Source organism: Sphingomonas sp. LR59 (assembly GCF_036855945.1).
In the GTDB taxonomy this organism is placed as follows: domain Bacteria; phylum Pseudomonadota; class Alphaproteobacteria; order Sphingomonadales; family Sphingomonadaceae; genus Sphingomonas.
The window spans coordinates 2490395-2516129 of record NZ_JASPFL010000001.1; the positions used below are offsets into that span (position 1 = coordinate 2490395).

General features: G+C 67.0%; 23 protein-coding genes and 3 pseudogenes. 9 read left to right on the plus strand and 17 right to left on the minus strand.

Translation table 11 applies throughout. The annotated features are described in order from the left end of the window. Window positions 1–5 precede the first annotated feature (5 nt). On the minus strand, window positions 6–1358 hold the full coding sequence (locus QP164_RS11575) for a serine hydrolase domain-containing protein (RefSeq protein ID WP_333923218.1): 1353 nt from the start codon (window positions 1356–1358) through the stop codon (window positions 6–8). Then, on the minus strand, window positions 1355–2404 hold the full coding sequence (locus tag QP164_RS11580) for an A/G-specific adenine glycosylase (protein ID WP_443027437.1): 1050 nt from the start codon (window positions 2402–2404) through the stop codon (window positions 1355–1357). The genes QP164_RS11575 and QP164_RS11580 overlap by 4 nt, the downstream gene beginning before the upstream one ends. 26 nt (window positions 2405–2430) lie before the next feature. Here QP164_RS11580 and QP164_RS11585 point away from each other — a divergent pair, with 26 nt between their 5' ends. The 7 genes and pseudogenes from QP164_RS11585 to QP164_RS11615 all read left to right on the plus strand — a co-directional run bounded on the left by QP164_RS11585 (window position 2431) and on the right by QP164_RS11615 (window position 11151). Further along, window positions 2431–2994 (plus strand): DUF721 domain-containing protein, encoded by a 564-nt coding sequence (locus QP164_RS11585; protein ID WP_333923219.1) that lies wholly within the window; start codon window positions 2431–2433, stop codon window positions 2992–2994. Then, the gene (locus tag QP164_RS11590; protein ID WP_333923220.1) at window positions 2994–3659 is read left to right on the plus strand and encodes a thioredoxin domain-containing protein; all 666 of its coding nucleotides are present in this window, start codon (window positions 2994–2996) and stop codon (window positions 3657–3659) included. The genes QP164_RS11585 and QP164_RS11590 overlap by 1 nt, the downstream gene beginning before the upstream one ends. A 26-nt stretch (window positions 3660–3685) precedes the next feature. Next, window positions 3686–4426: a thioredoxin domain-containing protein gene (locus QP164_RS11595; RefSeq protein ID WP_056051660.1), complete on the plus strand. Its 741-nt coding sequence runs from the start codon at window positions 3686–3688 to the stop codon at window positions 4424–4426. A 260-nt stretch (window positions 4427–4686) separates the two neighbouring features. Continuing rightward, window positions 4687–8071 (plus strand): annotated as a pseudogene (locus QP164_RS11600) (chromosome segregation SMC family protein). 64 nt (window positions 8072–8135) lie between these two features. Continuing rightward, a complete protein-coding gene (locus QP164_RS11605) occupies window positions 8136–8312 on the plus strand; it encodes a hypothetical protein (RefSeq protein WP_333923221.1) in 177 nt (58 codons plus the stop codon). A 67-nt stretch (window positions 8313–8379) separates the two neighbouring features. Next, window positions 8380–9624 (plus strand): putative DNA modification/repair radical SAM protein, encoded by a 1245-nt coding sequence (locus QP164_RS11610; protein ID WP_333923222.1) that lies wholly within the window; start codon window positions 8380–8382, stop codon window positions 9622–9624. Between the two features lie 141 nt (window positions 9625–9765). Beyond that, on the plus strand, window positions 9766–11151 hold the full coding sequence (locus QP164_RS11615) for a UdgX family uracil-DNA binding protein (protein ID WP_333923223.1): 1386 nt from the start codon (window positions 9766–9768) through the stop codon (window positions 11149–11151). Between the two features lie 126 nt (window positions 11152–11277). Here the strand turns inward: QP164_RS11615 and QP164_RS11620 are convergent, their stop codons facing one another. After that, on the minus strand, window positions 11278–12075 hold the full coding sequence (locus tag QP164_RS11620) for an aldo/keto reductase (protein ID WP_333923224.1): 798 nt from the start codon (window positions 12073–12075) through the stop codon (window positions 11278–11280). 80 nt (window positions 12076–12155) lie between these two features. Between QP164_RS11620 and QP164_RS11625 the strand changes: the two genes are divergently transcribed. Beyond that, window positions 12156–12788, plus strand: a complete 633-nt coding sequence (locus tag QP164_RS11625; protein WP_277984403.1) for a DedA family protein — start codon at window positions 12156–12158, stop codon at window positions 12786–12788. 262 nt (window positions 12789–13050) lie between these two features. Here QP164_RS11625 and QP164_RS11630 read toward each other — a convergent pair. From QP164_RS11630 to QP164_RS11685, 12 genes and pseudogenes are all read right to left on the minus strand, one after another. Continuing rightward, window positions 13051–13485, minus strand: a pseudogene (locus QP164_RS11630) (DJ-1/PfpI family protein); the annotation flags it as partial. A gap of 968 nt (window positions 13486–14453) precedes the next feature. Then, window positions 14454–14672, minus strand: a complete 219-nt coding sequence (locus QP164_RS11635) for a hypothetical protein (RefSeq protein ID WP_333923225.1) — start codon at window positions 14670–14672, stop codon at window positions 14454–14456. A 65-nt stretch (window positions 14673–14737) separates the two neighbouring features. After that, window positions 14738–15274, minus strand: a complete 537-nt coding sequence (locus QP164_RS11640; protein WP_056061210.1) for a demethoxyubiquinone hydroxylase family protein — start codon at window positions 15272–15274, stop codon at window positions 14738–14740. Further along, entirely contained in the window at window positions 15271–15753 is a 483-nt protein-coding gene (locus QP164_RS11645; RefSeq protein ID WP_333923226.1) for a disulfide bond formation protein B, read from the minus strand. The genes QP164_RS11640 and QP164_RS11645 overlap by 4 nt, the downstream gene beginning before the upstream one ends. Before the next feature lie 20 nt (window positions 15754–15773). Next, a pseudogene (locus QP164_RS11650) lies at window positions 15774–17170 on the minus strand (S41 family peptidase). Window positions 17171–17469: 299 nt separating this feature from the next. Beyond that, on the minus strand, window positions 17470–18630 hold the full coding sequence (locus QP164_RS11655) for a murein hydrolase activator EnvC family protein (protein ID WP_333923227.1): 1161 nt from the start codon (window positions 18628–18630) through the stop codon (window positions 17470–17472). Next, a complete protein-coding gene (locus tag QP164_RS11660) occupies window positions 18630–19052 on the minus strand; it encodes a 23S rRNA (pseudouridine(1915)-N(3))-methyltransferase RlmH (protein WP_333923228.1) in 423 nt (140 codons plus the stop codon). The genes QP164_RS11655 and QP164_RS11660 overlap by 1 nt, the downstream gene beginning before the upstream one ends. Before the next feature lie 18 nt (window positions 19053–19070). Continuing rightward, window positions 19071–19478, minus strand: a complete 408-nt coding sequence (rsfS, locus tag QP164_RS11665) for a ribosome silencing factor (RefSeq protein ID WP_131583613.1) — start codon at window positions 19476–19478, stop codon at window positions 19071–19073. Window positions 19479–19499: 21 nt separating this feature from the next. After that, window positions 19500–20123 (minus strand): nicotinate-nucleotide adenylyltransferase, encoded by a 624-nt coding sequence (locus QP164_RS11670; protein ID WP_333923229.1) that lies wholly within the window; start codon window positions 20121–20123, stop codon window positions 19500–19502. Next, the gene (locus tag QP164_RS11675) at window positions 20120–20404 is read right to left on the minus strand and encodes a type II toxin-antitoxin system RelE/ParE family toxin (protein WP_333923230.1); all 285 of its coding nucleotides are present in this window, start codon (window positions 20402–20404) and stop codon (window positions 20120–20122) included. Before QP164_RS11675 ends, QP164_RS11670 begins: the two co-directional genes overlap by 4 nt. Next, entirely contained in the window at window positions 20401–20655 is a 255-nt protein-coding gene (locus tag QP164_RS11680; protein ID WP_333923231.1) for a hypothetical protein, read from the minus strand. Before QP164_RS11680 ends, QP164_RS11675 begins: the two co-directional genes overlap by 4 nt. A gap of 31 nt (window positions 20656–20686) precedes the next feature. After that, window positions 20687–21949, minus strand: coding sequence for a glutamate-5-semialdehyde dehydrogenase (locus tag QP164_RS11685; protein WP_333923232.1), 1263 nt, complete (start codon window positions 21947–21949; stop codon window positions 20687–20689). A 220-nt stretch (window positions 21950–22169) separates the two neighbouring features. Here QP164_RS11685 and QP164_RS11690 point away from each other — a divergent pair, with 220 nt between their 5' ends. Next, window positions 22170–23135, plus strand: coding sequence for a DUF3667 domain-containing protein (locus QP164_RS11690; RefSeq protein ID WP_333923233.1), 966 nt, complete (start codon window positions 22170–22172; stop codon window positions 23133–23135). A gap of 157 nt (window positions 23136–23292) precedes the next feature. Here QP164_RS11690 and QP164_RS11695 read toward each other — a convergent pair whose 3' ends face one another. Both QP164_RS11695 and ftsH read right to left on the minus strand, forming a co-directional pair. Further along, entirely contained in the window at window positions 23293–23670 is a 378-nt protein-coding gene (locus tag QP164_RS11695; protein WP_277984408.1) for a hypothetical protein, read from the minus strand. 63 nt (window positions 23671–23733) lie between these two features. Further along, the gene (ftsH, locus tag QP164_RS11700; RefSeq protein WP_333923234.1) at window positions 23734–25722 is read right to left on the minus strand and encodes an ATP-dependent zinc metalloprotease FtsH; all 1989 of its coding nucleotides are present in this window, start codon (window positions 25720–25722) and stop codon (window positions 23734–23736) included. Window positions 25723–25735 lie beyond the last annotated feature (13 nt).

Genomic DNA, 25735 nt, shown 5'->3' on the forward strand with positions numbered 1-25735 from the left:
CACGCTCATCGGCGCAACCTCGCCGCATCCTGGAGCAGCGCCGCGACCACCTGCTGGCGCAGCGGTATCCGGTCCGCCGGGAAGTAATTGACCATCACGTTGCCGCGCGAATGCTTCGACGGATCGACCCAAGCGATCGTACCCGCGGCGCCACCCCAGGCATAGGTGCCCTTGCCCGGCCCGTTCGGCGTATCCGCGAGCACCACAGAACCGCCCGCGCCGAAGCCCATGTTGCTCCCCTGCGTACCCCCGGTGCCGCCACCGACTCCGCCGAACACCACGCCTGTCGGCAGCAGGTTCGACGTCGCCAGCGCGATCGTCTCGGACTTCATCACGCGGACGCCGTCGAGCATGCCGCCGTCCTGGATCATGTGCAGGAAGCGGTCATAATCTCGCGCCGACATCACAAGGCCGGCACCGCCATACGGGAAGCTCGGCTTCTGGAGGAACACCGACGTCGCCGCCGGATCAAGCGGCGTGCGCGTATCGCCGACGAACGCGTAGTTGGTCGCCAGCCGCCCGACTTCGCTCTGCGGCACCTGCCAGAAGCTGGACTTCATCTTCAGCGGATCGAACAGCCGCGTCTGCACGAACCGCTCGAAGCTCATGCCCGACGCGACCTCGATAACGCGCCCCATCACGTCGAGCCCAATCGAGTAGCTCCACTTGGTGCCGGGGTCCGCGATCAGCGGCAGCGTCGCGACGCGGTTGGCGAATTCCTCGAGCGATGCCGGCCGGACGGGCCGCATCTTCTCTTCCATCGCCGCGCTGACCGACAGCGGCAGGATCCCGAGCCGCTCATATTCCTTGAGCAGCGGCCCCTTGGTGACGATCGTGTAGCCGAGCCCGGCGGTATGCGTCAGCAGGTTGCGGATCGTGATCGGCCGCGTCGCCGGGCGCGTGGCGAGCGACGTGTCGGGGCTGGTCGCGACCTTCATGTCCTTGAACGCCGGGATATATTTGCTGACCGGATCGTCGAGGTTGAGCTTACCGTCCTCGACCAGCATCATCGCCGACATGCCCGTGATCGGCTTGGACATCGAATACACGCGCCACAGCGAGTCGGGTCCCGCCGCCGGCGCGTTCGGATCGTCGCTGATCTTACCCGCGGACGGAAACAGGGTCGGACCGTCGCCGGCGCCGAACGCACCAACGATCCCCGGCATCTTGTACTGCGCGACATAGCTGTCGAACAGCGCGGACGTGGCGGGCAGCAGCGCATTAACCGGGATCGTCATTCGCGGCGTGGGGCGGACCTGAGGCGAAGGCTGCGGACGCAGCTGCGCCTGCTGGGCATAGGCCGTGGCGGCGGCTAGCGCGGCGAGGCCGCCAGTCGAAATCCAGTGCACCAGTTTCATGCAGCTCTCCGTATGGTCTTACCGGCTTTGGCGAAAACGGTCGGCAGCCCCGCGGTATCCAGCCCGTCGATCGGCCACCATTCGCTTGCCGCTGGAACGCGCGGTTGATGCGCCTCGACCGTGGCCACCGCAAGCGTCAGTTGCAGATCGAAATGCGTAAATCCATGCGCGACCGTAACGTCCAGCATCCGCCAGTCAGCCTGCGCCGGCGCGTCCTCGAAACCGGGCGCAACCTCACCCCAAGGCCCGGTCGGAAACGCGCGCATCCCGCCGAGCAAACCCTTGTCCGGCCGCCGCACCAGCAACACCTGCCTGTCGCGTTCCAGCCAGAAGATCGTCCCGTAGCGCTGAGGCTTTGCCGCCTTCTTCGCCTTTACCGGCAACCGCTCCGGCGCGCCCTGCTTGAAGCCTTCGCAAAACGCGCGGATCGGACACAGCAGGCACTTCGGCGCGCGCGTCGTGCAGATCCCCGACCCAAGATCCATCATCGCCTGCGCGAAATCCCCCGCCCGCGCGTCCGGCGTGATCGAATCCGCCGCGACCCGAATCGCAGGACGCGCAGCCGGCAAGGGCGTCTGAATCGCGAACAGCCGCGCGACTACGCGTTCGACATTCGCATCGACCACCACCGCGCGCTCGCCAAACGCGATCGCCGCCACCGCCGCGGCCGTGTAAGCGCCGAGCCCAGGCAGCGCGCGCAGCTCCACCTCGGTCCGCGGAAATACGCCGCCATGCTCCGCGACGACAGCCTTCGCCGCCTTCACCAGATTGCGCGCCCGAGCATAATAGCCAAGCCCCGCCCAGGCCGCCATCACATCGGCATCGTCCGCCGCCGCCAGGCTCGCGAAGTCCGGCCACCGCGCGGTCCACGCCAGGAACCGCGGGGTCACCGCCGCCACCGTCGTCTGCTGCAACATCACCTCGGACAGCCACACCCGGTACGGATCGATCGTCTCGCCCGGCTTCGCGCGCCACGGCAGGTCGCGGCGATGCGCGTCATACCAGTCGAGCAGGGCCCCGGAGACCGAAGAGCGCTTGGCGTTCACGCGTCGCCTATGGCATGGGATTGCGGATGAGCAAGCCGCCCGTTTCCGTGCCTAAATCTGCGACGCCCAAGCCGGCGACGAAGCGCATTAAGGGCAAGACCGACCCAGACGCCCCGCGTGAGAACCGTTCGCGCGCGGTCGCCGAGTTGTTGCCCGCGATCGGCGGCGCGGCATTCCGGCGATTCGGCTTCGTCCAGTCGTCGATCGTCAGCCGCTGGCCCGAGATCGTCGGCGCAAAACTGGCGGGCGCGAGCATCCCCGAATCGATCCGCTTCCCGGTCGGCAAGAAGCAGGACGGCGTCCTGACCCTCACCGTCCGCGGCGCGCACGCCCCGATGATGCAGCACATCGCGCCCGAGATCATCGAGCGCGTGAACCGCTTCTTCGGCTACGCCGCGATCGTAAAGGTCGCGATCCGCCAGGGCGAAGTCGCCGCCCCCGTACCGCGCAAAGCACCGCCATCGATCCGCCCAGTCCCCGTCGATCTCGGTATGAGCCTGAAGGGCATCGCCGATCCGGAACTGCGTGCCGTCCTCGAATCCCTCGCCGCCGGCGTCGCCTCGACGCACGGCCTTCCCAGGATCAACTGATGCGCGTCCTCTTTGCCGTCTTCGCCCTCTTCCTGCTGACCGGTGCCGCGCCCAAGCGCGACTGGTCGCAGACCGCGCGCATCCTCCCCTCGGGCGCGTACCTGATCGGCAACCCCGCTGCGCGCGTAAAGCTCGTCGAATATGCCAGCTACACCTGCTCGCACTGCGCCGACTTCTCGGTGAAGTCCGAACCCGTGTTGAAGCGCCAGATGATCGCATCGGGCTCGACCAGCCTCGAATTCCGCCACTTCATCCGCGACCGGCTCGACCTGTCGGCAGCGATCCTCGCGCGCTGCACCGGCCCGAAAGGCTTCTCCGCCACCTCGTCCGCGATCTTCGCCGCGCAGCCGCAATGGCTCGAGCGCGGGATCGAGTACCAGCAGGGCAACGCCGCGCGCCTGAACATGTACCCGGCGGCGGCGCAAATCCGCGCCAACGCCGACGGCTCCGGCCTGACCGCGATGATCAAGGCACGCGGGCTCTCGGACGCCGCGATCAACGCGTGCTTCGCCAACCAGCCCGAGATCGACCGCATCGTCAAACTGACCGCCGACGCGCCGAATGAGATCGACTCGACGCCGACCTTCTACCTCAACGGCAAGATCGTACCCCATGTCGGCTGGGAACAGCTCGAACCCGCGCTACGCAAGGCCGGCGCCCGCTAATTCACGTGATCCACTGGAGTAACCCGATGAAGTTCCTGACCACGCTCGCCGTCCTGCCGCTCGCGCTCGCCGCCTGCTCGAAGAACGATTCGACCGGTAACGTCGACCAGCCCGCCGCCGCGCCGGTCGCCGCCGCCGCAGCCCCCGCCGGCCAGAACTGGACCGAGACGGTCGTGAAGACCCCCGAGGGTTATCTGATGGGCAACCCGAACGCGCCGATCAAGCTCGTCGAATACGGCGCGCGCTCGTGCCCGACCTGCGGCGCGTTCGGCCGCGAGGCATACAAGCCACTGACGGAAAAGTACGTCTCGACCGGGAAGGTCAGCTTCGAATTCCGCGACTTCCTCGTCCACGGCGCACCCGACGTGGCGCTGACTTTGCTCGGCCAGTGCGGCGGCGTCGCGCCGTTCTTCCCGATCCTCGAGCAGATGTACGGCAACCAGATCGCCTTCCTCGACAAGCTCCAGGCGATGACCCCCGACCAGCAGAAGGCACTCGCCAACCAGCCGCCGACGGTCGTCGCGACGAAGCTCGCCGAACAGATGGGCGCGATCGATTTCGTCAAGCAGCGCGGGATCCCGGAAGCAAAGGCGCGCGCCTGCCTCGCGGATCAGAAGCAGCTCGAAGTGATGGCCAAGCCTACCGAGAACGCGATGCAGGCGGGGACCGTGACGGGCACGCCGACGTTCCTGATCAACGACAAGAAGCTCGACCAGGTCGTGAGCTGGGACCAGATGGAGAAGGCGCTGAAGGCCGCTGGGGCGTAAGCTAACCGCTCCACAAGTAACTACCACCCCGGCGAAGGCCGGGGCCCAGTTGGGGGACGTCGCTGATCAGCGCTGCGTTCCGTTACTGCCACCTCTCCAACTGGGCCCCGGCCTCCGCCGGGGAGGTGGAGGTTGATCTGAGGGCAGTTCTTCCGTGTTCTCCTGCGAAGGCGGGAGCCCAGTCTGGGTCCCCGCCTTCGCGGGGAAACAAGCTCGGCGGTTCGGCACACGATCAAAACCAACCGTCGGGGGGCGCAAGAATGCAGATCAAGCGCCTCCGCATCACCGGCTTCAAGAGCTTCGTCGACCCCGCCGATCTCCGCATAGAACCCGGCCTCACCGGCGTCGTCGGCCCGAACGGCTGCGGCAAGTCCAACCTCCTCGAAGCGCTCCGCTGGACGATGGGCGAGGCGAGCGCGAAATCCCTGCGCGGCGCCGGCATGGAAGACGTCATCTTCGCCGGCACTGCGACCCGCCCGCCGCGCGACTTCGCCGAAGTCTCGATCCTCGCCGAAATTGCGGGCGACGAACGCGAGATCGTCCGCCGGATCGAACGCGGCGCCGGCTCCGCCTACCGGATCGACGGCCGCGACGTTCGCGCAAAGGACGTCGGCCTGCTCTTCGCCGACGCCGCCACCGGTGCGCACTCCCCCGCGCTCGTCAGCCAGGGCAAGATCGGCGCGGTCATCGCCGCAAAACCCGCCGACCGCCGCGCGATGCTCGAGGAAGCCGCCGGAATCGCCGGCCTCCACGTTCGCCGCAAGGACGCCGAGGGCAAACTCCGCGCCACCGAAGCCAATCTCGCCAAGCTCGACGAGATCATCTCCGACCAGGACGCGCGCGCCGCCACCCTGAAACGCCAGGCCCGCGCCGCCGAACGCTACCGCCTCATCTCCGCGCAGATCCGCGTCGCCGAAGCGCGCACATTATTCTCTCGCTGGCGCGAGGCCGCCTCCGCAGCCGATGCCGCCAAGGCCGAAGCCACCGCCGCCGAAACCCGCGTCCACGCCACCACCGAAGCCGAGCGCACAGCCGCCGCAGACCAGCACCGCGCGATCGAAGCCGTCGCTACCGCCCGCACCGCAGCGCTCGCCGCGCGCGACTTGGTCGGCGATCTCGCCCACCGCCTCGCCGCGCTCAAGACCGAAAAGGCCAGCGTCGAGCGCAGGATCGCCGACCTCACCGACGCCCGCGCCCGAATCGCCGACGACCGCGCCCGCGAAGGATCGCTCGCCAGCGACGCTGCGGCGGCGCTTGCCCGCCTCGCCGACGAGGCCAGGGCGCTCGACACCGCGATCGCCGACGCCACCGCCGCGATCCCCGATCTCAACGCAGCCCTCGCCGAAACCGAACGCAGCGCCCGCGACGCCGAAGTCGCGCTGGCCCAGGCGCTCGCCACGCAAGCCCGCGACGCCGCCGAAGTCCGCGTCGCCAGCGCAGCCCTCGCCGCCGCCCGCACCCGCGCCGACCGCGCCGATCGCGACGCCGCGCAGATCGCCGCCGCCCTCCGCGCGCTGGGCGACCCCGCCCCGCTATCCGCAGAGCGCGAAACCGCCGCCGAAGCCCGACACGCCGCGACCGCCGCCGCCGAGTCCGCTCGCCAGGCCATCACCCAGGCAGACACCGACGAAGCCGCTGCGACCAGCGCGCGAGACGCCGCCGAAACAACCGGCGCCACCGCCCGCGCAAACCTCGCCGCGATCGACAGCGAAGTGACGGCCCTCACCAAGGCAACACAGCGCAGCGGCCGCGACCGGCTGCTCGACCATGTCTCGGCCAGCACCGGCTACGAACGCGCACTCGCCGCCGCACTAGGCGACGATCTCGACACCGGCCTCGATGCATGGGCAGGCGCCAAGCCCCGCAAAGACGACCCCGCCCCGCCGACCGACGCCGAACCGCTGGCAAAGCATGTCGAAGCGCCCCCGCCCTCGCCCGCCGGCTCGCGCAAGTCTTCGTCGTCGACACCGACGGCCAGCATCACCTCGCCGTCGGCCAGCGCATCGTCACCCGAGACGGCCAACTCCGCCGCTGGGACGGCTTCACCGAAACCGGGACCGGCGCGGCCGCCGCCGAACGCCTCGTCCGCCGCAACCGCCTCGCCGCACTCCAGGCCGCCCGCCCCAATGCGGCCAAGGCGCTGGACGACGCCGAACGAACCCGCGCCGCGATCGACGAGCGGATCGCCCAGGCTAGAGGCCAGTCGCAAACCGCCCGCGCCGCCCTGCAACGCGCCGAAACCGCCGCGCGCGACGTTATCCGCCAGGAGGACCGCGCCGCCGCCGCGCTCGAACGCCTCGCCACCCAGCGCGCAGACCTTGACGTCCGCGCGCACCGCATCGCCGACGACGTCGCCGACGCGCACGCCGACCGCACCCGCGCCGAAGCCGCGATGGCCGCCGTCCCCGACGGCACCGCCAACGCGCGCCAGGTCGCCGCGCTCCAATACGACGCCGAAAATGCCCGCGCCGCCGTCGCGCAGTCTCGCGCCGATCGCACCACGCTCAACCGCAGCATCGCCACCCACCGCGAACGCCTGTCTGCGGCGCAAGCCGACACCCGAAGCTGGCGCGCGCGCGCCGGTGAAGCCGCCAAGCGCATCGCCGCCATGGACTCGCGCGAAACCACGCTCGGCACCGACCTCGCCGCGATCGCCGCTCGCCCCGCCGCCCTCGACGCTGAAATCGAGACGCTCGACGCCGAACACCAAGACGCGCGCACAACCGCCGACGCGCTCCTCGCCACCGAACGCACCGCGGAGACCACCGCCCGCACCGCCGACGACGCCCACCGCGCCGCCACCGAAGCGCTCGCCGTCGCCCGCGAAGCCCGCGCCGGCGCGATCGCCCGCGTCGAAAACCACGAAGCGCGCCGCCTCGATCTCGGCCGCCTCTCGGGCGAGCGCTTCCAATGCCCCGCCCCGTCCTCCCCGAACGCCTCGGCTTCGCGGTCGCCGACGTCCGCGCACCAGCCGAGGAGTCCGCCACGCACGACCGCCTCACCACCGACCGCGAGCGGATCGGCCCGGTCAACCTCGTCGCCGAGACCGAACTCGCCGAACTCGAAGAGTCCGCGCGCGGCAACGCGGTCGAGCGCGACGAACTCGGGCAGGCCGTCAACCGGCTGCGCGGCTCGATCGGCACGCTCAACCGCGAAGGTCGCCAACGCCTGCTCGCGGCATTCGAAGCGGTCAACGGCCATTTCCAGCGCCTCTTCACCACGCTCTTCGACGGCGGCGCAGCGCATCTGGAACTCATAGACTCCGACGACCCGCTCGAAGCCGGACTCGAGATCATGGCGCAACCACCCGGCAAACGCCTCCAGTCGCTCACCCTGCTATCCGGCGGCGAGCAGGCGCTGACCGCGGTCGCGCTGATCTTCGGCCTATTCCTTACCAATCCCGCGCCGATCTGCGTCCTCGACGAGGTCGACGCGCCGCTCGACGACGCCAATATCGAGCGCTTCTGCGACCTGCTCGACCGCATGTCGCGCGACACCGACACGCGCTACCTCGTCGTCACGCACAACGCCGTCACGATGAGCCGCATGCACCGCCTGTTCGGCGTAACGATGATCGAACGCGGTGTCAGCCGCCTCGTTTCGGTCGACCTCCAGGCGGCAACAGGTCTGCTCGCAGCTGAATGATACAGATCGATTTTTCCGTATTATTTTGCCGGAACGCGGTCTCGTTTTGCGGTATGATACGCGCATGTTCCTCGACGAATCCAGCATCTGGCCGCGCAAGGAAGACCTTCCCCCACGCAAGCCTGAGTTCCGCCACGAGAAGGCGCTGAGCCGCATCCTGCTGTTCTACGCGCTCGTCCTGTTGCTGCTCCCCGTCAGCCTCGGCGGGTTCGTCGACCTGTTCCGCTATATCTTCGACTGACGCTCATCGCGAGGATCGTTGATATCGATCAATCGACACTTGCGATTCCGGAACGTAAGACGAACGGATGGCCCAGCTCGATACCCGTGAAAAGCTAGAGATTCTCGCCGATGCGGCCAAATACGATGCCTCCTGTGCGTCGTCGGGCACCACCAAGCGCAATTCGAAGGACGGTAAGGGGCTCGGCTCGACCGAGGGGATGGGCATCTGCCACGCCTATGCGCCGGACGGTCGCTGCATCTCGCTGCTGAAGATCCTGCTCACGAACAGCTGCATCTTCGACTGCCATTACTGCATCAACCGCAAGAGCTCGAACGTGCGGCGTGCGCGCTTCACGGCGAAGGAAGTGGTCGATCTCACCATCGCCTTCTACAAGCGCAATTATATCGAGGGCCTGTTTCTCTCTTCCGGCATCATCGCCTCGTCGAACTACACCATGGAGCAGATGGTCGAGGTCGCGCGGTCGTTGCGCGAGGATCATCATTTCCGGGGGTATATCCACCTCAAGACGATCCCCGACGCCGATCCCGAACTCGTCCACCAAGCCGGGCTGTATGCTGATCGCGTGTCGATCAACGTCGAGCTGCCGACCGCCAATGGGTTGAAGCGGCTTGCTCCCGAAAAGGACGGGGTGCGGATCGAGACTGCGATGGCGGAGGTGAAGGCGTCGATCATCGACGGCAAGGATGCGAAGGCCAAGTACAAGTCTGCGCCGAAGTTTGCGCCTGCCGGCCAGTCGACGCAGATGATCGTCGGGGCGGACGCGGCGACGGACGGCGACATCGTGCGGAAGGCTTCCACGCTGTACGATCGGTTCGGGCTGCGTCGCGTGTATTATTCGGCGTTCAGCCCGATCCCAGATGCGAGCGCGGTGCTGCCGCTGCAACGCCCGCCGTTGATGCGCGAGCACCGGTTGTACCAGTCCGACTGGTTGATGCGGTTCTACGAGTTCCAGCCGCATGAGGTGGTAGCGGCTGCCGACGACGCCACAGGGATGCTGCCGCTCGACATCGATCCGAAGCTTGCCTGGGCGTTGAAATTTCGTGGGTCGTTTCCGGTCGACGTAAACCGCGCGCCGCGCGAGATGCTGTTGCGTGTGCCGGGGCTTGGGGTGAAGGCGGTCAACGGAATCCTGACGAGCCGGCGTTGGCGCCGGCTGCATCTGGCGGATGTCGCGCGACTGACGGTTTCGGTTGCCAAACTGCGGCCGTTCATCATTGCAGAGGACTGGCGCCCCGTCGTCCTGTCCGACCGTGCGGAGCTGCGCCCGATCGTAGCCCCGAAACCCAAGCAGATGGAAATGTTCGCGTGACGCCCCCGCATTCCTCCCCGGAACGGGGAGGGGGACCGCGACGCGCAGCGGTGGGGTGGAGGGGGCTCACCACAACCGGTACGCTCGTGGAAGCCCCCTCCACCAGCTTCGCTGGTCCCCCTCCCCGTGCCGGGGAGGATTATGCGCGTCGTAACCCTATCCGAACCCGACGATTTCGACGGCTGGCGCGACGCCGCGCGTGGCCTGATCGCTGAGGACGTCCCCCCAGACGACGTCGTCTGGCAAGTCGGCGACGAGCCAGTCGACCTGTTCGCAACCGTCGCCGAACCCGCCCCCGCACCGCCCCCCGGCGCGTTCTCCGTCCCCCGCGCCTTCATAGACCTAGCCCGCAGCGCCATCCTCGGCAGCGACCCCGAACGGTTCGCCCTGCTCTACACGCTGCTCTTCCGCCTCCGCCGCGAACAAAAACTGATCGAGGACCGCGCCGATCCGCTCGTCCGCCGCCTCGACCGGATCGCCAAGGACGTCCGCCGCGACATCCACAAGATGCGCGCGTTCCTGCGTTTCCGCGAGGTCGAGGAGGACGGCGGCACGCGCTTCGTCGCGTGGTTCGAACCCGACCACCACATCGTCCGCGCCAACGCCGCGTTCTTCGTCAACCGCTTCGCCAGCATGCGCTGGTCGATCCTGACGCCCGAGGTCTCGGTTCACTGGGACGGCAAGGCGCTCAGCGAGGGTCCCGGCGCGAGCAAGGCCGACGCCCCCGACGGCGACCCGACCGAGGAAGTCTGGAAGACCTATTACGCCAGCATCTTTAACCCGGCGCGCGTCAAGATCGGCGCGATGCTGAAGGAGATGCCGAAGAAATACTGGAAAAATATGCCCGAGACCGCGCTGGTACCGGGCCTGCTGGCAGCGGCACAGGCAAGGGAGAGCGGGATGATCGCGAAGGCGCGCGACACGGTAGGTGGTAACAGCCTGATCGCGTGGGAAGCACTGCGTGACGAAGCTGCCGGCTGCACCCGCTGCCCGCTCTACAAGCCCGCAACGCAAACCGTGTTCGGCGAGGGCCCGGTTGATGCCCCGCTAATGTTCGTCGGCGAACAGCCCGGTGACCAAGAGGATATCGCCGGCCGCCCCTTCGTCGGCCCCGCCGGCCAGATGTTCGACAAGGCGATGGCCGAGGCTGGCGTCGACCGCTCCCGCGCGTACGTCACCAACGCCGTGAAACACTTCAAATTCGAACAACGTGGCAAGCGACGCATCCACGCCAAGCCCGGCGCAGGCGAGATCGACGCCTGCCGCTGGTGGATCGAGCAGGAGCAGATGCTGATCAAGCCGAAGGTGACGGTGGCGCTAGGGGCGACCGCAGCGCGGTCGTTGTTCGGGAAGGTGATGACGATCGGGCGCGAGCGCGGGCGGGCGTTGCAGTTGCCGGATGGGGGTGAAGCCTGGATCACGGTCCATCCGAGCTATCTGCTGCGGTTGCCGGATCCGGCGCAGGCTGCGGAGGAATATGCGCAGTTCGTCGAGGATCTGCGGACAGTGGGCGGACGGATCGCCTGATCCTCCCCGGTACGGGGAGGGGACCAGCGCAGCTGGTGGAGGGGCTCACCGCGGGCGTACCGTTCGTGGAGAACCCCTCCACCCCGCCGCTCCGCGTCGCGGTCCCCCTCCCCGTGCCGGGGAGGATTACATGCTGTTCGGTTCCGGTCCCAAGCGGCCCGCCGGATCGTCGAGCGCTTCGATCGCGGCCATGTCTTCGTCATCCAGCGTCAGGTCCAGCGCTGCGAAATTGTCCGCCAGATGCTCGGCGTCCGAGGCTTTCGGGATCACCGAGAAGCCGTTCGCCAGATGCCATGCGAGGATCACCTGCGCGGCGCTGCGGCCGTGCTTGTCGTCGATGCGGACGATCGCTTCGTCCTGCAACAGCGTCTTGCCCTGCCCCAGCGGGCTCCAGCTCTGCGTCACGATGCCGTGGGCTTCGTGATACTTGCGCTGGTCACGCTGCTGGAAGTTCGGGTGGAGTTCGATCTGGTTGACCGCAGGAGTAACACCGGTCGCGGCGACGATCGCGTCGATGTGCTCGGGGAGGAAGTTCGAAACCCCGATTGACTTGGCCTTTCCGGCATCGCGCAGGGCGATCATCGCCTTCCAGGCTTCGACATACTTGTCCTGCTTCGGCACCGGCCAGTGCATCAGGTACAGGTCGACCGACTCGACACCGAGCAGCGCCAGGCTCTCGTCCATTGCCGCCTCGGCATCGCCCTGCCGGTCGTTCCAGAGCTTGGTGGTGAGAAACGCGTCCGAGCCTTTGTAGCCGTCGCCGACGCCGCGTTCGTTGTCGTAGATCGCGGCGGTGTCGACGAGGCGGAAGCCGATATCGAGCCCGGCGCGGACGATCGCTGCGGCCTGGCTGTCGGGGATCTGCCACGTGCCCATGCCGAGCTGGGGCATCGTGCGGCCGTCGTTGAGTGTGAGATCTGTCATGCGGCACCAGCGAACGAACCGCGTACCGGTTCCGATTTTGGGCTTTCCTTCGTCGCCCGGTTCGCGCAATCGACCGAGCCATGTTCGAAAAGATTCTGGCGGTCCTCGCCACCTTCACGATCGGCGTCATCTCGTCGGGTGGCTATGTCGGCATCGCGCTGCTCATGGCGATCGAGAGCGCGTGCATCCCGCTGCCGTCCGAAATCATCATGCCGTTCGCCGGCTACCTCGTCTCGACCGGACGGTTCGACTTGTATCTCGCCGCCACCGCGGGCGCGATCGGGTGCAATCTGGGTTCGATCGTCGCGTACGAGATCGGCAAGCGTGGTGGCCGGCCGATGGCTGAGCGCTGGGGCAAATACCTGCTGATCGGTCCGGGCGAGCTCGATGCGGCCGACCGGTTCTTCGCGCGCTGGGGCTCGATGGCGGTGCTGATCGGGCGGCTGCTGCCGGTGATCCGCTCGTTCATCGCCTTCCCCGCCGGCGTCGCGCGCATGAAGCTGGTGCCGTTCCACGTCTACACCTTCGTCGGATCGTGGCCGTGGTGCTTCGGGCTGGCCTGGGTCGGGATGAAGCTCGGCGACAAATGGGACAGCGATCCGCGCGTGAAGGCGGCGTTCCACAGTGCCGACCTGCTGATCGGCGTGGTCCTGATCGCGCTGGTCGGCTTCTATATCTGGCACCGGGTGCGCGGGCTGAAGCGTCACCCTTAAGTCTCTCGGGGTAACCCCGGCGCTTCGCCAGAGCGCGCAGATCCTCGTCTCGCGTTGGCACAAGCTGCGCCGTTCTCCGCTTCACCGCTTCGAGGATGTCCGGGTCGGCCTTTTCGGGCGAGCCGCTATCGAACGGTGGTGCAGGATCATATTCGAGGCTGAGCTGGACAGCCTTCGCGTGCGCCTCGCCGCGGATCATCGCGGTCAGCGTCAGCGCAAAATCGATCCCCGCCGTGACGCCGCCGCCGGTGACGCGGTTGCGATCGACCACGGTCCTCGCGTCGACCGGGATCGCACCAAACAGCGGCAACATCTCGCGCTGCGCCCAGTGGCACCCGGCCCGGTAGCCGTCGAGCAAGCCGGCCGCGCCGAGGATCAGCGAGCCGGTGCAGACGCTCGTCACCCAGGTCGCGTCGGCGCCGACCGCCTGCACCCACGCCATCGCTTCGTCGTCGGCAATCACGTCGTTGGTCCCGAAACCGCCGGGGACGCAGAGAATGTCCGCGCGCGGCACGTCGGCGAAGGTCGCGGTCGGCAGGATCGAGAAGCCTGCGTCGGTCGGCACCGGGTCGAGCGTCTTCCACACGAGATCGAGCCGCGAATTGCCGAGCCGCGACAGGACCTGCGCGGGGCCGGTCAGATCGAGCTGCGTCAAGTTCGGGAACAGCAGGAAGGCGATGCTCAGCGGTTCGGTCATACTGGCATTCCTAGCGGGAGGAGCTTTGGCGACGGTCGGCGAGAGTGCAGTTCTCTATTGCTCCAAGTCGTTGCAAAACTGGATTTATCGGACGCCGAACGGGTGAACGGTCCGAGTGAAGTGTAGGAAGTATAGGCGCTCGCGCGAAGTCTCTCCGGCGGGAGGCGCGCAGTGGGAAGTAGTTCTAGCGATCGCGCTTGGGTGACTACTGACGTCATTCGCGCATCATGTCATGCCCTATCCTTGTAGGACAGCAACAGCTCAAGAGTGTTGTGGAAGGCGCGAGGCAAAAGGCCATGTGGCGAGCGGGCGCAAAGAGTCAATACTTGGGTCTGGGGAATGGCGGCGGGAGTCTACGGGGCGACCGTTAGGGTAATGGGCCGTCGTGCGGGGCTGGTGTCACCCACATCGTGAAATACCCCAGCTTTCGCTGGGGTGACGGGTTGGGTTTGCAGGTCGGGGTTGGATCGGATCGGGTCGGGCCGGATCGGGTCGGGTTGGATCGTGCCAGATCGGGTTTGGTCGTGCCGGATCGGGTTGGGTTGGGCTCAGGTAATCAGCCGCGAGAAGCGGATGGGCGTAACAGTACGACACGCTCCCCCAACCCGTCATCCCAGAGAAAGCTGGGATATCGTCGTATCGGTCCCGACGCGCGCCGAAAGCTCAGGGTAGAACCGGCACCTCCGCCGCCCGCGTCTTGTTTTCCAGGCGGGATTCCCTGACCCGTTGGCCGAAGCATCCCGTCGCGCCACCAGCGCCGACTGCGGAGCAGCTACCAATCGTGTTGACGCCCGAGCCGGCGTCCATCGTACCCTGTGCCTTGGTCGCCCAGCTGGCGTTTTCGGGGGTGACGACGAACTCGCGGAGCTCCTTCGGAACGCGGTATTGCTCTTGCGCGCTGCGGCGGACGCAAACGACGATCTCTTCGCCGTTCTGGTTGGTCGGGCAGCGTTCATTGCCGAACAGCGTCAGGACGCCGTTGATCGGCGCGTTGCGCGAGACCTGCGGGGGGCGACGACCGGCTTGGGCCTGGCGGTCGCGCCGGGAAGCGCGGGGGCCTTGGCGGGCGGCTGCGCGAGGGTGGGGCCCGTATTGGCACTGCCCGTATTGCCATTGGAGGTCGGCGGCGCGGTCTGTGCGACTGCGGGGCCGGCGACGAGCAAGGCCGCCACAAAAAGCATCTTCATACGCATCACTCCCACGCGTTCGTTCGGCTTGTTATAGTCGCTCGGCCTGAACCGTAGCCGTCCGCCTAAATCCGTTTGGCGGTTGCGATCGCGACCTTGCAGCCGAGCCGGATCGCAGCACTCAACACCGGATAGCCCGGCGTCTCCTCAGCTCCCGCAGCGATCGCGGTCGCCTTGTGTTCGAGTTCCTCGGCCTGGAAATCCAGGATCGCTGCCGATAGCTCGGGGTCGCTGGCGCCAAGCTGAACGAGCTGTTCTTCGTAATGCTTGTCGATCTCGGTCTCGACCGCCGCAGTGCAGGCCATCGCCGCCCGCGGGCTGATTGCGGCAGTCACCGCGCCGAGCGCGAAACCGGCGACCTTCCAGATCGGCTGCAACACGGTTGGCCGCACGCGGCGCTCGACGATCATCTTGTCGAAGAACGCGCGGTGGCGTTCCTCCTGCTGCGCCATGTGATGGATCGAGCGCGATGCCGGGTGGCGGTCGCCGAGCACCGCCAACTGCCCTGCATAAATTCGGATCGCCCCGTATTCGCCGGCCTGGTCGACGCGGATCATCGAATCGGTGGCCCGCTTGGCGTCTCCTGGCTTCCAGCCGCTCATCTCGTCTTCCTCATGAGTGCGAATATGGTGAACGCACCGGCGAGGGAAAAGATGGCGTTGAAGCCGGCGAGCGAAATTCCGAGCAGCTTCCACTGCGGCGAATCGCAGCGGACCATCGGCGCATTCATGATCGCGGCGAGGCGCTCGGCGGCAGTGGTGCCGGCCATCGAGACGGTCGTGGTGCAGGCGGTGAAGCCGTTCCACCAATGATATTCGACGCCGGCATGCGCGACGCCGATCAGCCCGCTGACGCCGATCAGCAAACCGGCGATGATGACGAGCGACGCCCGCAGCGAGCGGCCGGGGACGAAGAACGTCGCGCCGGCGATCAGCACCGCGGAATAATGCGGCCAGCGCTGCCAATGGCACATTTCGCACGGGTACAGACCGCCGAGATATTGCGAGCCGAGCGCACCGAGCAGCAGGAACGCCGGCAGCAACAGCGCGATGGCACGTGCGATCTCTTCGTTCTTGGTCATGCCCAACCCGCGACGCACGCTCACTTGGTGGGCGCCTTGGCAGCATCGGCGGCGGCGGTCGGATCAGGCTTGATCGGGCGCGGCTTGGTGGCGGCGGCGACCTGCGTCGCCCCGCCGAGACGCGCGACGGTCTTCAGCGCGTAATAGAGCTGGAAATCGTCGATGCCCTGCTTCTTCAACTGCTCGGGCGTCTGCGAGAAGCGCGGGTCGGTCTTGGTATCCTCCTCGAGCACCGCGTTGTCGGCCTTCACCTCGTTGATCAAATGTTTGCGCAGGTCGGCCTCGCGGAACACCGGGCGCGACTTGTAGTCGGGATCGGTGAGCTGCGGCACCTTGATGTCGGGCTCGATCCCGCCCTCCTGCACCGAGCGGCCGGACGGCGTGAAGTAGCGCGCGGTGGTAAGACGCAGCGCGGTCTCCGGGCCGAGCTGGAGCACGGTCTGGACCGAGCCCTTGCCGAAGCTGCGCTCGCCCATGATCAATGCGCGGTGATGATCCTGAAGCGCGCCGGCGACGATCTCCGACGCCGACGCGGTGCCGGGATCGGTAAGAACGACGACCGGCAGGCCGTGCGCGTCGTCGCCGGGCTTGGCGTAATAGCGCTCGATATCGGTCTTCTCGCGGCCGCGCTGCGAGACGATCTCGCCGTGATCGAGGAAGGCATCGCTGACCTCGATCGCCTGGGTCAGGAGACCGCCGCCGTTTTCGCGGAGGTCGACCACGTATCCAAGCGGGCGGTGGCCAAGCGACTTGTCGATCGCCATGATCGCCGCGCGCGTGTCGGCGCCGGTGTTCTCGCTGAAGGTGTTGATGTTGATATAGCCGACGTCGCCGCGGACTTCCCATTTCACCGGCTTCTGGACGATGATCTCGCGCATCATCGTCACGTCGAGCGGCTTGTCGCGGCCGGGGCGGACGAGGCCGAGCGTGATCTTGCTGCCGGGCTTGCCGCGCATCTTGCCGACCGCCTCGTCGAGCGAATCGCCGTAGATCAGCTTGCCGTCGATATGCGTGATGTAGTCGCCGGATTTGACGCCGGCGCGGGCGGCGGGGAATCCTCTTGCGGGGAGACGACCTTGATCGCGCCGTCCTCCATCTGCACCGTCAGGCCAAGACCGCCGTAATTGCCCTCGGTCATGATCCGGAGGTTTTCGTAGTCAAGCGCGTCGACATAACTAGAGTGCGGATCGAGGCTAGCGAGCATGCCCTGGATCGCGCCCTTGATCAGCGTCTTGTCATCGACCTTGTCGACATATTCCGCCTTCACGCGGTTGAAGACGTCGAGAAACTGGTCGAACTCGCGGTACGTGTCGGTGTCGACCGCGGCCATCGCCGAGGTGGCAAGCGGGATCAGCGTCAGCGCGCCGACGATCGCCGTTGCGGTAAGGATCGGGGTACGCAGTATAGGACGAGGCATCGATGGTCCTGCAACCTGAGAAAAGACGTGTCGTACGGTCGTGACGGCGTAGCGTAGCGGAACGCTGGCGGCAACGCGCGCGCGGGTGAAGGCGGGTTGGGGTTAATGGGGGCTGACTGGGGGACCCTTTTCGATCCTCCCCCGCCAGGGGGAGGTGGCTGGCGCTTGCCAGACGGAGGGGGAGGAAAGCGAGACCTCTGTTCCGTGTCCTCCCCTCCGTCACCTTCGGCGACACCTCCCCCTTGCGGGGGAGGATCGAAACGCGGCGCGCGTGCTATCATCCGGTCAGCGCGATCCTATCAACGCGGCGACATCAACGGGGCGACCTTGACGGCGGAGTTCGACGGGAATGCGCGGGTCTTCGCGGGGGCGGTGCCGAGCGGGCCGCCCATCGTCACGCGGTCACCGGGCTTGGCGGAGGTTGCCGCGAGGCCGGTGACGAGGCTGGTCCAGCCATCGGCATGGTCGATGATGACGATCACACCGTAGTCGCGAAAGCGGCGGGCGTAGCGGATCGTCCCTGAGGCGGGGGCGACGACGCGCGCACTGGGAGCGGTGGCGAACGTCAGCCCGCGCGACCGGACGCCCGAGTCCGAGATTTCGTCGAAGCCGGTTACGAGCCGGCCCGCTACCGGAGTGCGGTACACGCCGCGCAGGGGTAGTGGTGGCGTGGTGCCGGGCGCGATCGGGCGCGGGATCGGGCCGGCGAGCGCGATCAGGGCGGCGGCGGTCGCCTTGGCATTGGTCGTCGTCGCCATGCCGTCGACAAGGTCGCGCGCGCGTTCGCCAAGCGCCAGAGCGCGGTCGGATTCGCTGAGCGCACCGCGACCGAGCCTCTGGCTGCGCTGGCGATGGCGCGCCTCGAGATCGGCGAGCGCCTGCCGATCACTCTCCAGCCGCGCGCGGCCGTCCGAGAGCGCCTTGGCGGCGAGCGTGGCGCTGGCCTGCAAACGCCGCGTTTCGGCGAGTTCGCTGCGGACGGCTTCGGTGCGCTGGCGGACGACGGGCAAGGCGCTGCCCAGCACCGCGCGGACATGGACGAGGTCGTCGACCGATCCCGGCTGCGCGACCGCGACGATCGTCGGGCGTCGGGCGAGCGACTCCAGCGCGGCGAGCAATCGCGCGACCGGCGCCTGCGCGCGGCCGAGCCTGGCGCGCTGATCGGTCAGCAACCGCTCGACCAGCGTCACACGGGCACTCGCGGTGGCAAGGTTCGCCTCGGCGGCGGTCACGCGAGCGGCCAGCGCCTGCTCCTCGCGACGCGCCTTATCGGCGGCATCGCGCTCCTGGTTGGCCACGGCGGCTAGCTTGACGGCACGGGCGGCGGCGATCGCGGCGTCGCGCTTGGCCGCGACCAGGCGTTGCTGCTCGGTCGCCAGCTCGGGCGCGTCAGTCTGTGCGGTTACGCCCGCCGCCGCGAACAGCGCCGCGATCGCCAAGACACCCCTGCCCTCATGCATCACCCTTCGCGGTGATAAGGGTGATTGGCAAGGATGCTGGTCGCGCGGAAGAGCTGCTCGGCGAGCATCGCGCGCGCCAGGAGGTGCGGCCACGTCGCGCGACCGAACGAGAACAGCAGGTCGGCCTCGTCGCGCGCCGCGTCGTCGAAGCCGTCGGCGGCGCCGATCATGAACCGCGCCTCGCGGACGCCGTCGTCGCGCCAGCGCTCGAGCTTTTGCGCGAACTGCGTCGAAGACAGCGTCTCGCCCTTCTCGTCGAGCAGAATGCGTTTGGTCTGCTCACCGACGAGCGGAATCTTACCGCCCATGTCGGGGAGCTCGCTGACCTTGGTCGGCCAGACGATCCGCTTCAGATAGCGGTCGACGAGGTCGGCTTCAGGCGAGCGCCCGATCCGACCGCGGGCGACGATGTGGAGCAGCACCGCCGCCTCTAAGTTGGTTTAGTCTTCGTCGGTGAAGGTCGGCACCGGCGGCGGCGTCGGTGCGTCGCCGAACGCCCACATCCGCTCGAGATTGTAGAAGCTGCGGACTTCGGGGCGGAACAGGTGGACGATGACGTCGGTCGCGTCGATCAGCACCCAGTCGGCGGTCGGCAGGCCTTCGATCTTCACGGGGCGCTTGAACTCGGCCTTGATCCGCTCGGCCAGCTTCTGTGCCATCGAGGCGACCTGGCGGGTCGAACGACCGCTGGCGATCACCATGTAATCGGCGATGCTGGTCTTGCCCGCGAGCGGGATCGAGATGGTCTCGACCGCCTGGTCGTCGTCGAGCGACGCGAGGATCAGGCGATGCAGCGCCTCAACCTCTTCGGGGTCGGTCGCGCGAGGGGCAGTAGGGGAAGTGGCCAAGTCAGCTCCTGGGTAAGGGTATCAATCCGGCAACCTGCCGGAACGGTGGGGCGAGCCAGCAACGTGCTGAACCCAGTCGGGATTTTTGGCGCGCAGGCCGGTTGCGGAGGTCGGGTCGGGTCGGAAGCGCAACAGCACAAGGGCCGGCAATCTCCACGTCGTCCAGCTCTTCGCATGGTCTGTGCGCCGTTGGAAGCGCCGCAGCCAACCCATCGCGGGGGCCGCGAGGGCGCGCCCGTCATATCCCGGACGCGCGATTACCGCAATCGGAACCTCGCGGGCGATCTGCCGCCAGTTCTTCCACCGGTGGAAGTCGGCGAGATTGTCCGCGCCCATCAGCCAGATGAAGCGGATCTTGGGGTAACGCCGCTTGAGCTTGCGGATCGTGTCAAGCGTGTAGCGGGTGTGAAGCCGCGCCTCGATATCGGTCGCACGGATCGGCGCGCGGCGGGCCATTATGCGGGCGGACGTGAGGCGTGCGGGGAGCGGCGCCATGTCGTTGGCCGCGTCCTTGAGCGGGTTGCCGGGCGACACCAGCCACCACGCCTCGTCAAGCGCGAGCGCATCGATGGCGGATAGCGTGATGCCCCGATGGCCACGGTGCGCGGGATTGAACGACCCGCCAAGGATGCCGACGTGGGTCATGATTCGTGTGGCGTGTCGCGGCGCGAATGCATCACGCGAACGATATCGACGCCGTCCGGCATGGGACGATAGAGGATGAAATATTCCGTGCCACGAATGGACCATTTCCGGATTTCGCCTGCGAACGCCGGCCCAAGATAAGGATTGTCGGCCAACAGCCGGGCAGCGTCGATAGCGCTTGCGCCGACCCTGTGCGCGAAGTCCGGTGAACGATCCTGGAAATAGCGGTCGATATCACCCAGGTCCGCAAGTGCCGAGGCCGACCAGATACTACGCGTCACTCGGCCGCAATGTCGCGGTGCCGCGCCTCGAACCAGGCTTCGACCTGTTCCTGCGTGTAGACGCGTCCGGCATCGATATCGTCGAGGCCCTCCTGGACGAGGGCCGCGAGCTCGCCGTCCCTCCGCGTTGCAGTCTCTACGACCGACTTCACATAGTCGGTCACCGACATCCCACGCCAAACCGAGGCGGCCTGCAACGATGCAAGTGTCTCCGCATCCAGGTCGATAGTCAGAGGTTCGGACGTCGTCATGCCGGGAGGGTATGCCCCTTGAGCATCACAATCAACCGCGCACCTGGCCGGTGCCGCGGCCGATCCATTTGTAGGTGGTGAGGCCTTCGAGCGCTACCGGGCCGCGGGCGTGGAGGCGCCCGGTGGCGATGCCGATTTCCGCGCCGAGGCCAAATTCGCCACCGTCGGCGAACTGGGTGGAGGCGTTCCAGAGGACGATTGCGCTGTCGACCTTGGTCAGGAAGCGTTCGGCGACGGCGGCGTCTTCGGCGACGATCGCGTCGGTATGGTGCGAGCCATGGCGGGCGATATGCGCAACTGCCGCGTCGAGGCCATCGACGATCGCTACCGAGGCGATCGCGTCGAGATATTCGGTGTCCCAGTCGGCCGCGTCGGCGGCGGCGATCTCGGGAACGAGCGCTCGCGCGCTTCCGTCGCCGCGGACTTCGCAGCCCGTTGCTGCGAGACTTTGGATCAAGGCGGCTGCATCCGTGTAACCGCGGTCGATCAGCAGCGTTTCCATCGAGCCGCAGACGCCGGTGCGGCGCATCTTGGCATCCGCCACCACCGCCTTGGCCATCGCCGGGTCTGCCGAGGCGTGGACATAGACATGGTTGATGCCGTCGAGATGCGCGAGGACGGGCACGCGCGCCTCGGCCTGGACGCGTGCGACGAGACTCTTGCCGCCGCGGGGGATGATCAGGTCGATCGCCCCGTCGGCCTTGAGCATGGCGCCGACTGCTGCGCGATCGGTGGTTGGCACGAGTTGCACCGCCTCCACCGGCACGCCACCCGCTTTCAGTCCCTCGACCAGCGCAGCATGGATCGCGCGGTTGCTCCTCACCGCCTCGGAGCCGCCGCGCAGGATCGCTGCGTTGCCGGCCATCACGCACAGCGCCGCCGCGTCCGCGGTGACGTTGGGACGGCTCTCGTAAATGATGCCGATGACGCCGATCGAGACGCGCACGCGGGAAAGCCTCAGGCCGTTCGGGCGCTCACTGGAGTCGATCACCTGCCCGACCGGATCGGCGAGCGCCGCCACTGCGGCGACGCCGTCCGCCATCGCCGCGACCCGCGTCTCGTCCAGCCGCAACCGATCCAGTAGCGCGCCGGACAAACCTGCCGCGGCGGCGAACGTCATGTCCTCCGCATTCGCCGCAACGATCTCAGCCGATGACGCCCGGATCGACTCCGCTGCGAACACCAATGCGGCGGCTTTTCGCTCGGACGGCATCGTTGCCAGAACCAGCGCGGCAGACCGCGCCCGGCGGCCCATTTCAGCGATCAATTCGGTCGGATTTTCTGCGTCGGCCATGGTCCGCGCGGTAGCATGCGAAGCCCCTCGCGCCAACGCCGCGAACTCGTTACGCTACCGATATTACAGGGGGACTCATGACCGGAGATATCGGAGCAGCGGCGGACATCGCCACGGGTGCCCTAGTCGGGCGCGCGTTCGAACCGAAAGCGGGGAGGCCCATGGTGCGCATACCGGCCACGATCCGGACGGCGCGCTCTGTCTCAATTGCGGGACACGATTGCTCGGCGAGCATTGCCACGCCTGCGGCCAATCGGCGCACGTCCACCGATCGCTCGGCGGGATCGGGCATGAGATTGCGCACGGGGTTTTCCATTTCGAAGGCAAGATCTGGCGGACCTTGCCGCTGCTGATGCTGCATCCGGGAGCCCTCACGCGCCGATACGTCAATGGCGAGCGGGCGCGGTTCGTGTCGCCGCTGGCGCTGTTCCTGTTCACCGTCTTCCTGATGTTCGCGACGATCGGCGCGGTCGGCGGCGAGATGACGAAGGACTTCCTCCAGGACAAACACTCCGGGAAGACGTCTGATTATGCGCACGAGGCGGCGAAGGCTCGCGTCGCGCTCGACAGGATCGAGGCGCAAAAGGCGGCAGCAGTGAAGGCGGGTGCGACCTATTCGGGAGCCTCGATCGCCGCCCTCGACCAGCAGGCAAGCGCGCTTCGTACCACCGTTCGCGCGCTTGGCGTGGCGGCGGATATGCAGAACGGTGTCGCCTACGGCACGGTCGTCGATCTCGGCGACTTCCAGACCGGTTGGGAACGGCTCGATCACGGCATTGCGAAGGCGAACGGCAATCCAGGGCTGATGCTCTACAAATTGCAGACCAGCGCCTACAAATACAGTTGGGGGCTCATTCCGCTCTCCGTGCCGTTCATGGCGCTCCTGTTCCTGTGGCGGCGGCAGCATCACCTGTACGATCACGCGATCTTCGTGACGTATTCGCTCGCGTTCATGATGCTGTTGACGATCGTGCTGATCGTCGCGGGCGTGATCGGGGTGGCGGAGGGCTGGATCGTGATGGCGGCCATGTGGGTGCCACCGGTGCATATGTTCGCGCAGCTTCGGGGCGCATATGCGCTCCGGAAGCGGTCGGCGGCGTGGCGGACGGTGGCGCTGCTGACGTTCGCGTTCACGACGTTGCTGGCGTTTATCGTGCTGTTGTTGCTGCATGGTTTGACAGATTAGGGCGGCCATAACGTTTGCATCTCAGCATCCCCGCCCCTTCCGTCATCCCAGCGAAAGCTGGGATATCACTGTGTCGGCCGCGCACTCTCCAACCGGGAGACCCCAGCTTTCGCTGGGGTGACGACTGTATGTGGGTAGCCAGCAGGCCGCAGGAGCCTCAGCGGCAGGGGTACAGGTTCGCCAGGACGCGCGCGTAGCCATCTTTCAGGGGACGTTTCTGGTAGCTAGCGGGGAGTTCGTTCAAGCCGTCGAGCATGTCCATGATGCCGACGGATTCGCCCTCTGGAACGCAGGCAATCGGCGGCTTGCCGGCCGCGGCGCGGGCGGCGCGGTCTGCTTTGAGTTGATTGGTCGCGGCCTTGGCTTCGGCCTTCAGCGCAGGGAGGTCGGGGGACATCAGAGCCATCGGACCCTGGTCGCGGAGCGCGTTGGCACGCGCCAGGAAGGTGCCGACGGTCATCGCCGCGCTCGCCGGCATCGCCACGCCGACCGTCAGCAGCGCTGCGACTACAGCCTTGGAACGCGAATACGACATGGGCGGCCTTTCCGAGAAAAGACCGCCCATAGAGCTACTTAGGTGACTGCCCGGTGAACCGGATCACGCCCCCAAAGGGGTTGGCGTACCGAACGGACCAGACGGACGCCGCGTCTTCGGGATCGACGTACCCGCACGCGGGACGGTCGACGCCTTAGCACCCGGATCCGGACGATCGAGATCCTCGCCGGCGATCAGCTTCTTGATCTCGTCGCCAGTCAGCGTCTCGAATTCGAGCAACGCACCGGCCACGGTGTGGAGCTGGTCAACGTGATCGCTCAGCACCTGCTTGGCGCGGTCGAGACCGCCTTCGACGATGCGCTTGATCTCGTCGTCGATCAGCTGCGCGGTCTGGTTCGACATGCGCGACGGACGGCTCGACGAGTAACCGAGGAACGACTCGCCCTCAGGCTCGCCATATTCGAGCGGGCCGACCTTATCCGACATGCCCCAGCGCGTGACCATGTCGCGTGCCAAGCCCGTGGCGTACTGGATATCGCCAGACGCGCCCGACGAGACCTTGTCGTAGCCGAAGATGACTTCCTCTGCGACGCGGCCGCCCATCGACACGGCCAGGTTCGCGTACATCTTGTCGCGGTGATAGCTGTACGAGTCCCGCTCGGGCAGACGCATGACCATGCCCAGCGCACGACCACGCGGGATGATCGTCGCCTTGTGGATCGGATCCGACGCAGCCTCGTGCATCGCGACGACGGCATGGCCGGCCTCGTGATACGCGGTCATCCGCTTCTCGTCGTCGGTCATGACCATGCTGCGACGCTCTGCGCCCATCATGACCTTGTCCTTGGCCTCTTCGAACTCGGCCATCGCCACCAAGCGCTTGCCCTTGCGTGCAGCATGCAACGCCGCCTCGTTCACGAGGTTGGCGAGATCGGCACCCGAGAAGCCGGGCGTACCGCGTGCGATGACGCGTGCGTCAACGTCGGGGGCAAGCGGCACCTTCTTCATGTGGACTTCGAGGATCTTGATGCGACCTTCGATATCCGGCCGCGGCACGGTGACCTGGCGATCGAAACGGCCCGGACGCAGCAGCGCGGGGTCGAGCACGTCGGGACGGTTGGTCGCGGCGATGATGATGATGCCTTCGTTCGCCTCGAAGCCGTCCATCTCGACAAGCAACTGGTTCAGCGTCTGCTCGCGCTCGTCATTGCCGTTGCCGAGACCGGCGCCACGATGGCGACCGACCGCGTCGATCTCGTCGATGAAGACGATGCACGGTGCGGACTTCTTGGCCTGCTCGAACATGTCACGGACGCGGCTGGCGCCGACGCCAACGAACATCTCCACGAAATCGGAACCCGAGATCGTGAAGAACGGCACGCCGGCCTCACCCGCGATCGCGCGGGCGAGCAGCGTCTTACCGGTACCGGGCGAGCCGACCAGCAGCGCACCCTTGGGGATCTTGCCGCCGAGGCGGGCGAACTTCGTCGGGTCCTTGAGGAACTCGACGATCTCTTCGAGCTCTTCACGCGCCTCGTCGATGCCGGCGACGTCCTGGAAGGTGACCTTGCCTTCCTTTTGCGTCAGCATCTTCGCGCGGCTCTTGCCGAAGCCCATCGCGCCGGAGCCCGAATTCTTCTGCATCTGCTTCAGCACGAAGAACGCGATGCCGAGGAACAGCAGGAACGGCAGCGACTGATACAGTAGCAGCGCCAGCATCGACGGGCCCTCTTCAGGCTTCGCGCTGATCGAGACGCCCTTCTCGCGCAGCTTCGGCACGAGCGTGGAGTCGGGGATCGGGTACGCCTTGAACTTCTCGCCCGACGACAGCGAGCCCGAGATCATGTCGCGCGAGATGTTTACGTCCTTGACGGTGCCCTCATCGACCTTGTCGAGGAATGCCGAATACGCGATCGTGTTGCCACCCGTCGCAGCCGTGCGGCCGTCGAACACGGTAACGAACAGCGCCAGCGCGAGCAGGATGCCGACCCAGATCAACAGGCTCTTCATCCAAGGATTGCCGCCGCCGTTTTCGGGACCGCCGTTTCCGGGGCCCTGGGGCTTCTGACCGCGGTTGTCGTTGTCGCTCATGGGTGCACGATAC

Coding starts and splice junctions, on each gene's coding strand:
- QP164_RS11575 (WP_333923218.1), bottom strand. CDS start 1,358: ATGAAACTGGTGCACTGGATTTCGACTGGCGGCCTCGCCGCGCTAGCC.
- QP164_RS11585 (WP_333923219.1), top strand. CDS start 2,431: ATGAGCAAGCCGCCCGTTTCCGTGCCTAAATCTGCGACGCCCAAGCCG.
- QP164_RS11590 (WP_333923220.1), top strand. CDS start 2,994: ATGCGCGTCCTCTTTGCCGTCTTCGCCCTCTTCCTGCTGACCGGTGCC.
- QP164_RS11595 (WP_056051660.1), top strand. CDS start 3,686: ATGAAGTTCCTGACCACGCTCGCCGTCCTGCCGCTCGCGCTCGCCGCC.
- QP164_RS11605 (WP_333923221.1), top strand. CDS start 8,136: ATGTTCCTCGACGAATCCAGCATCTGGCCGCGCAAGGAAGACCTTCCC.
- QP164_RS11610 (WP_333923222.1), top strand. CDS start 8,380: ATGGCCCAGCTCGATACCCGTGAAAAGCTAGAGATTCTCGCCGATGCG.
- QP164_RS11615 (WP_333923223.1), top strand. CDS start 9,766: ATGCGCGTCGTAACCCTATCCGAACCCGACGATTTCGACGGCTGGCGC.
- QP164_RS11620 (WP_333923224.1), bottom strand. CDS start 12,075: ATGACAGATCTCACACTCAACGACGGCCGCACGATGCCCCAGCTCGGC.
- QP164_RS11625 (WP_277984403.1), top strand. CDS start 12,156: ATGTTCGAAAAGATTCTGGCGGTCCTCGCCACCTTCACGATCGGCGTC.
- QP164_RS11635 (WP_333923225.1), bottom strand. CDS start 14,672: ATGAAGATGCTTTTTGTGGCGGCCTTGCTCGTCGCCGGCCCCGCAGTC.
- QP164_RS11640 (WP_056061210.1), bottom strand. CDS start 15,274: ATGAGCGGCTGGAAGCCAGGAGACGCCAAGCGGGCCACCGATTCGATG.
- QP164_RS11645 (WP_333923226.1), bottom strand. CDS start 15,753: ATGACCAAGAACGAAGAGATCGCACGTGCCATCGCGCTGTTGCTGCCG.
- QP164_RS11655 (WP_333923227.1), bottom strand. CDS start 18,630: ATGCATGAGGGCAGGGGTGTCTTGGCGATCGCGGCGCTGTTCGCGGCG.
- QP164_RS11670 (WP_333923229.1), bottom strand. CDS start 20,123: ATGACCCACGTCGGCATCCTTGGCGGGTCGTTCAATCCCGCGCACCGT.
- QP164_RS11680 (WP_333923231.1), bottom strand. CDS start 20,655: ATGACGACGTCCGAACCTCTGACTATCGACCTGGATGCGGAGACACTT.
- QP164_RS11685 (WP_333923232.1), bottom strand. CDS start 21,949: ATGGCCGACGCAGAAAATCCGACCGAATTGATCGCTGAAATGGGCCGC.
- QP164_RS11695 (WP_277984408.1), bottom strand. CDS start 23,670: ATGTCGTATTCGCGTTCCAAGGCTGTAGTCGCAGCGCTGCTGACGGTC.
- ftsH (WP_333923234.1), bottom strand. CDS start 25,722: ATGAGCGACAACGACAACCGCGGTCAGAAGCCCCAGGGCCCCGGAAAC.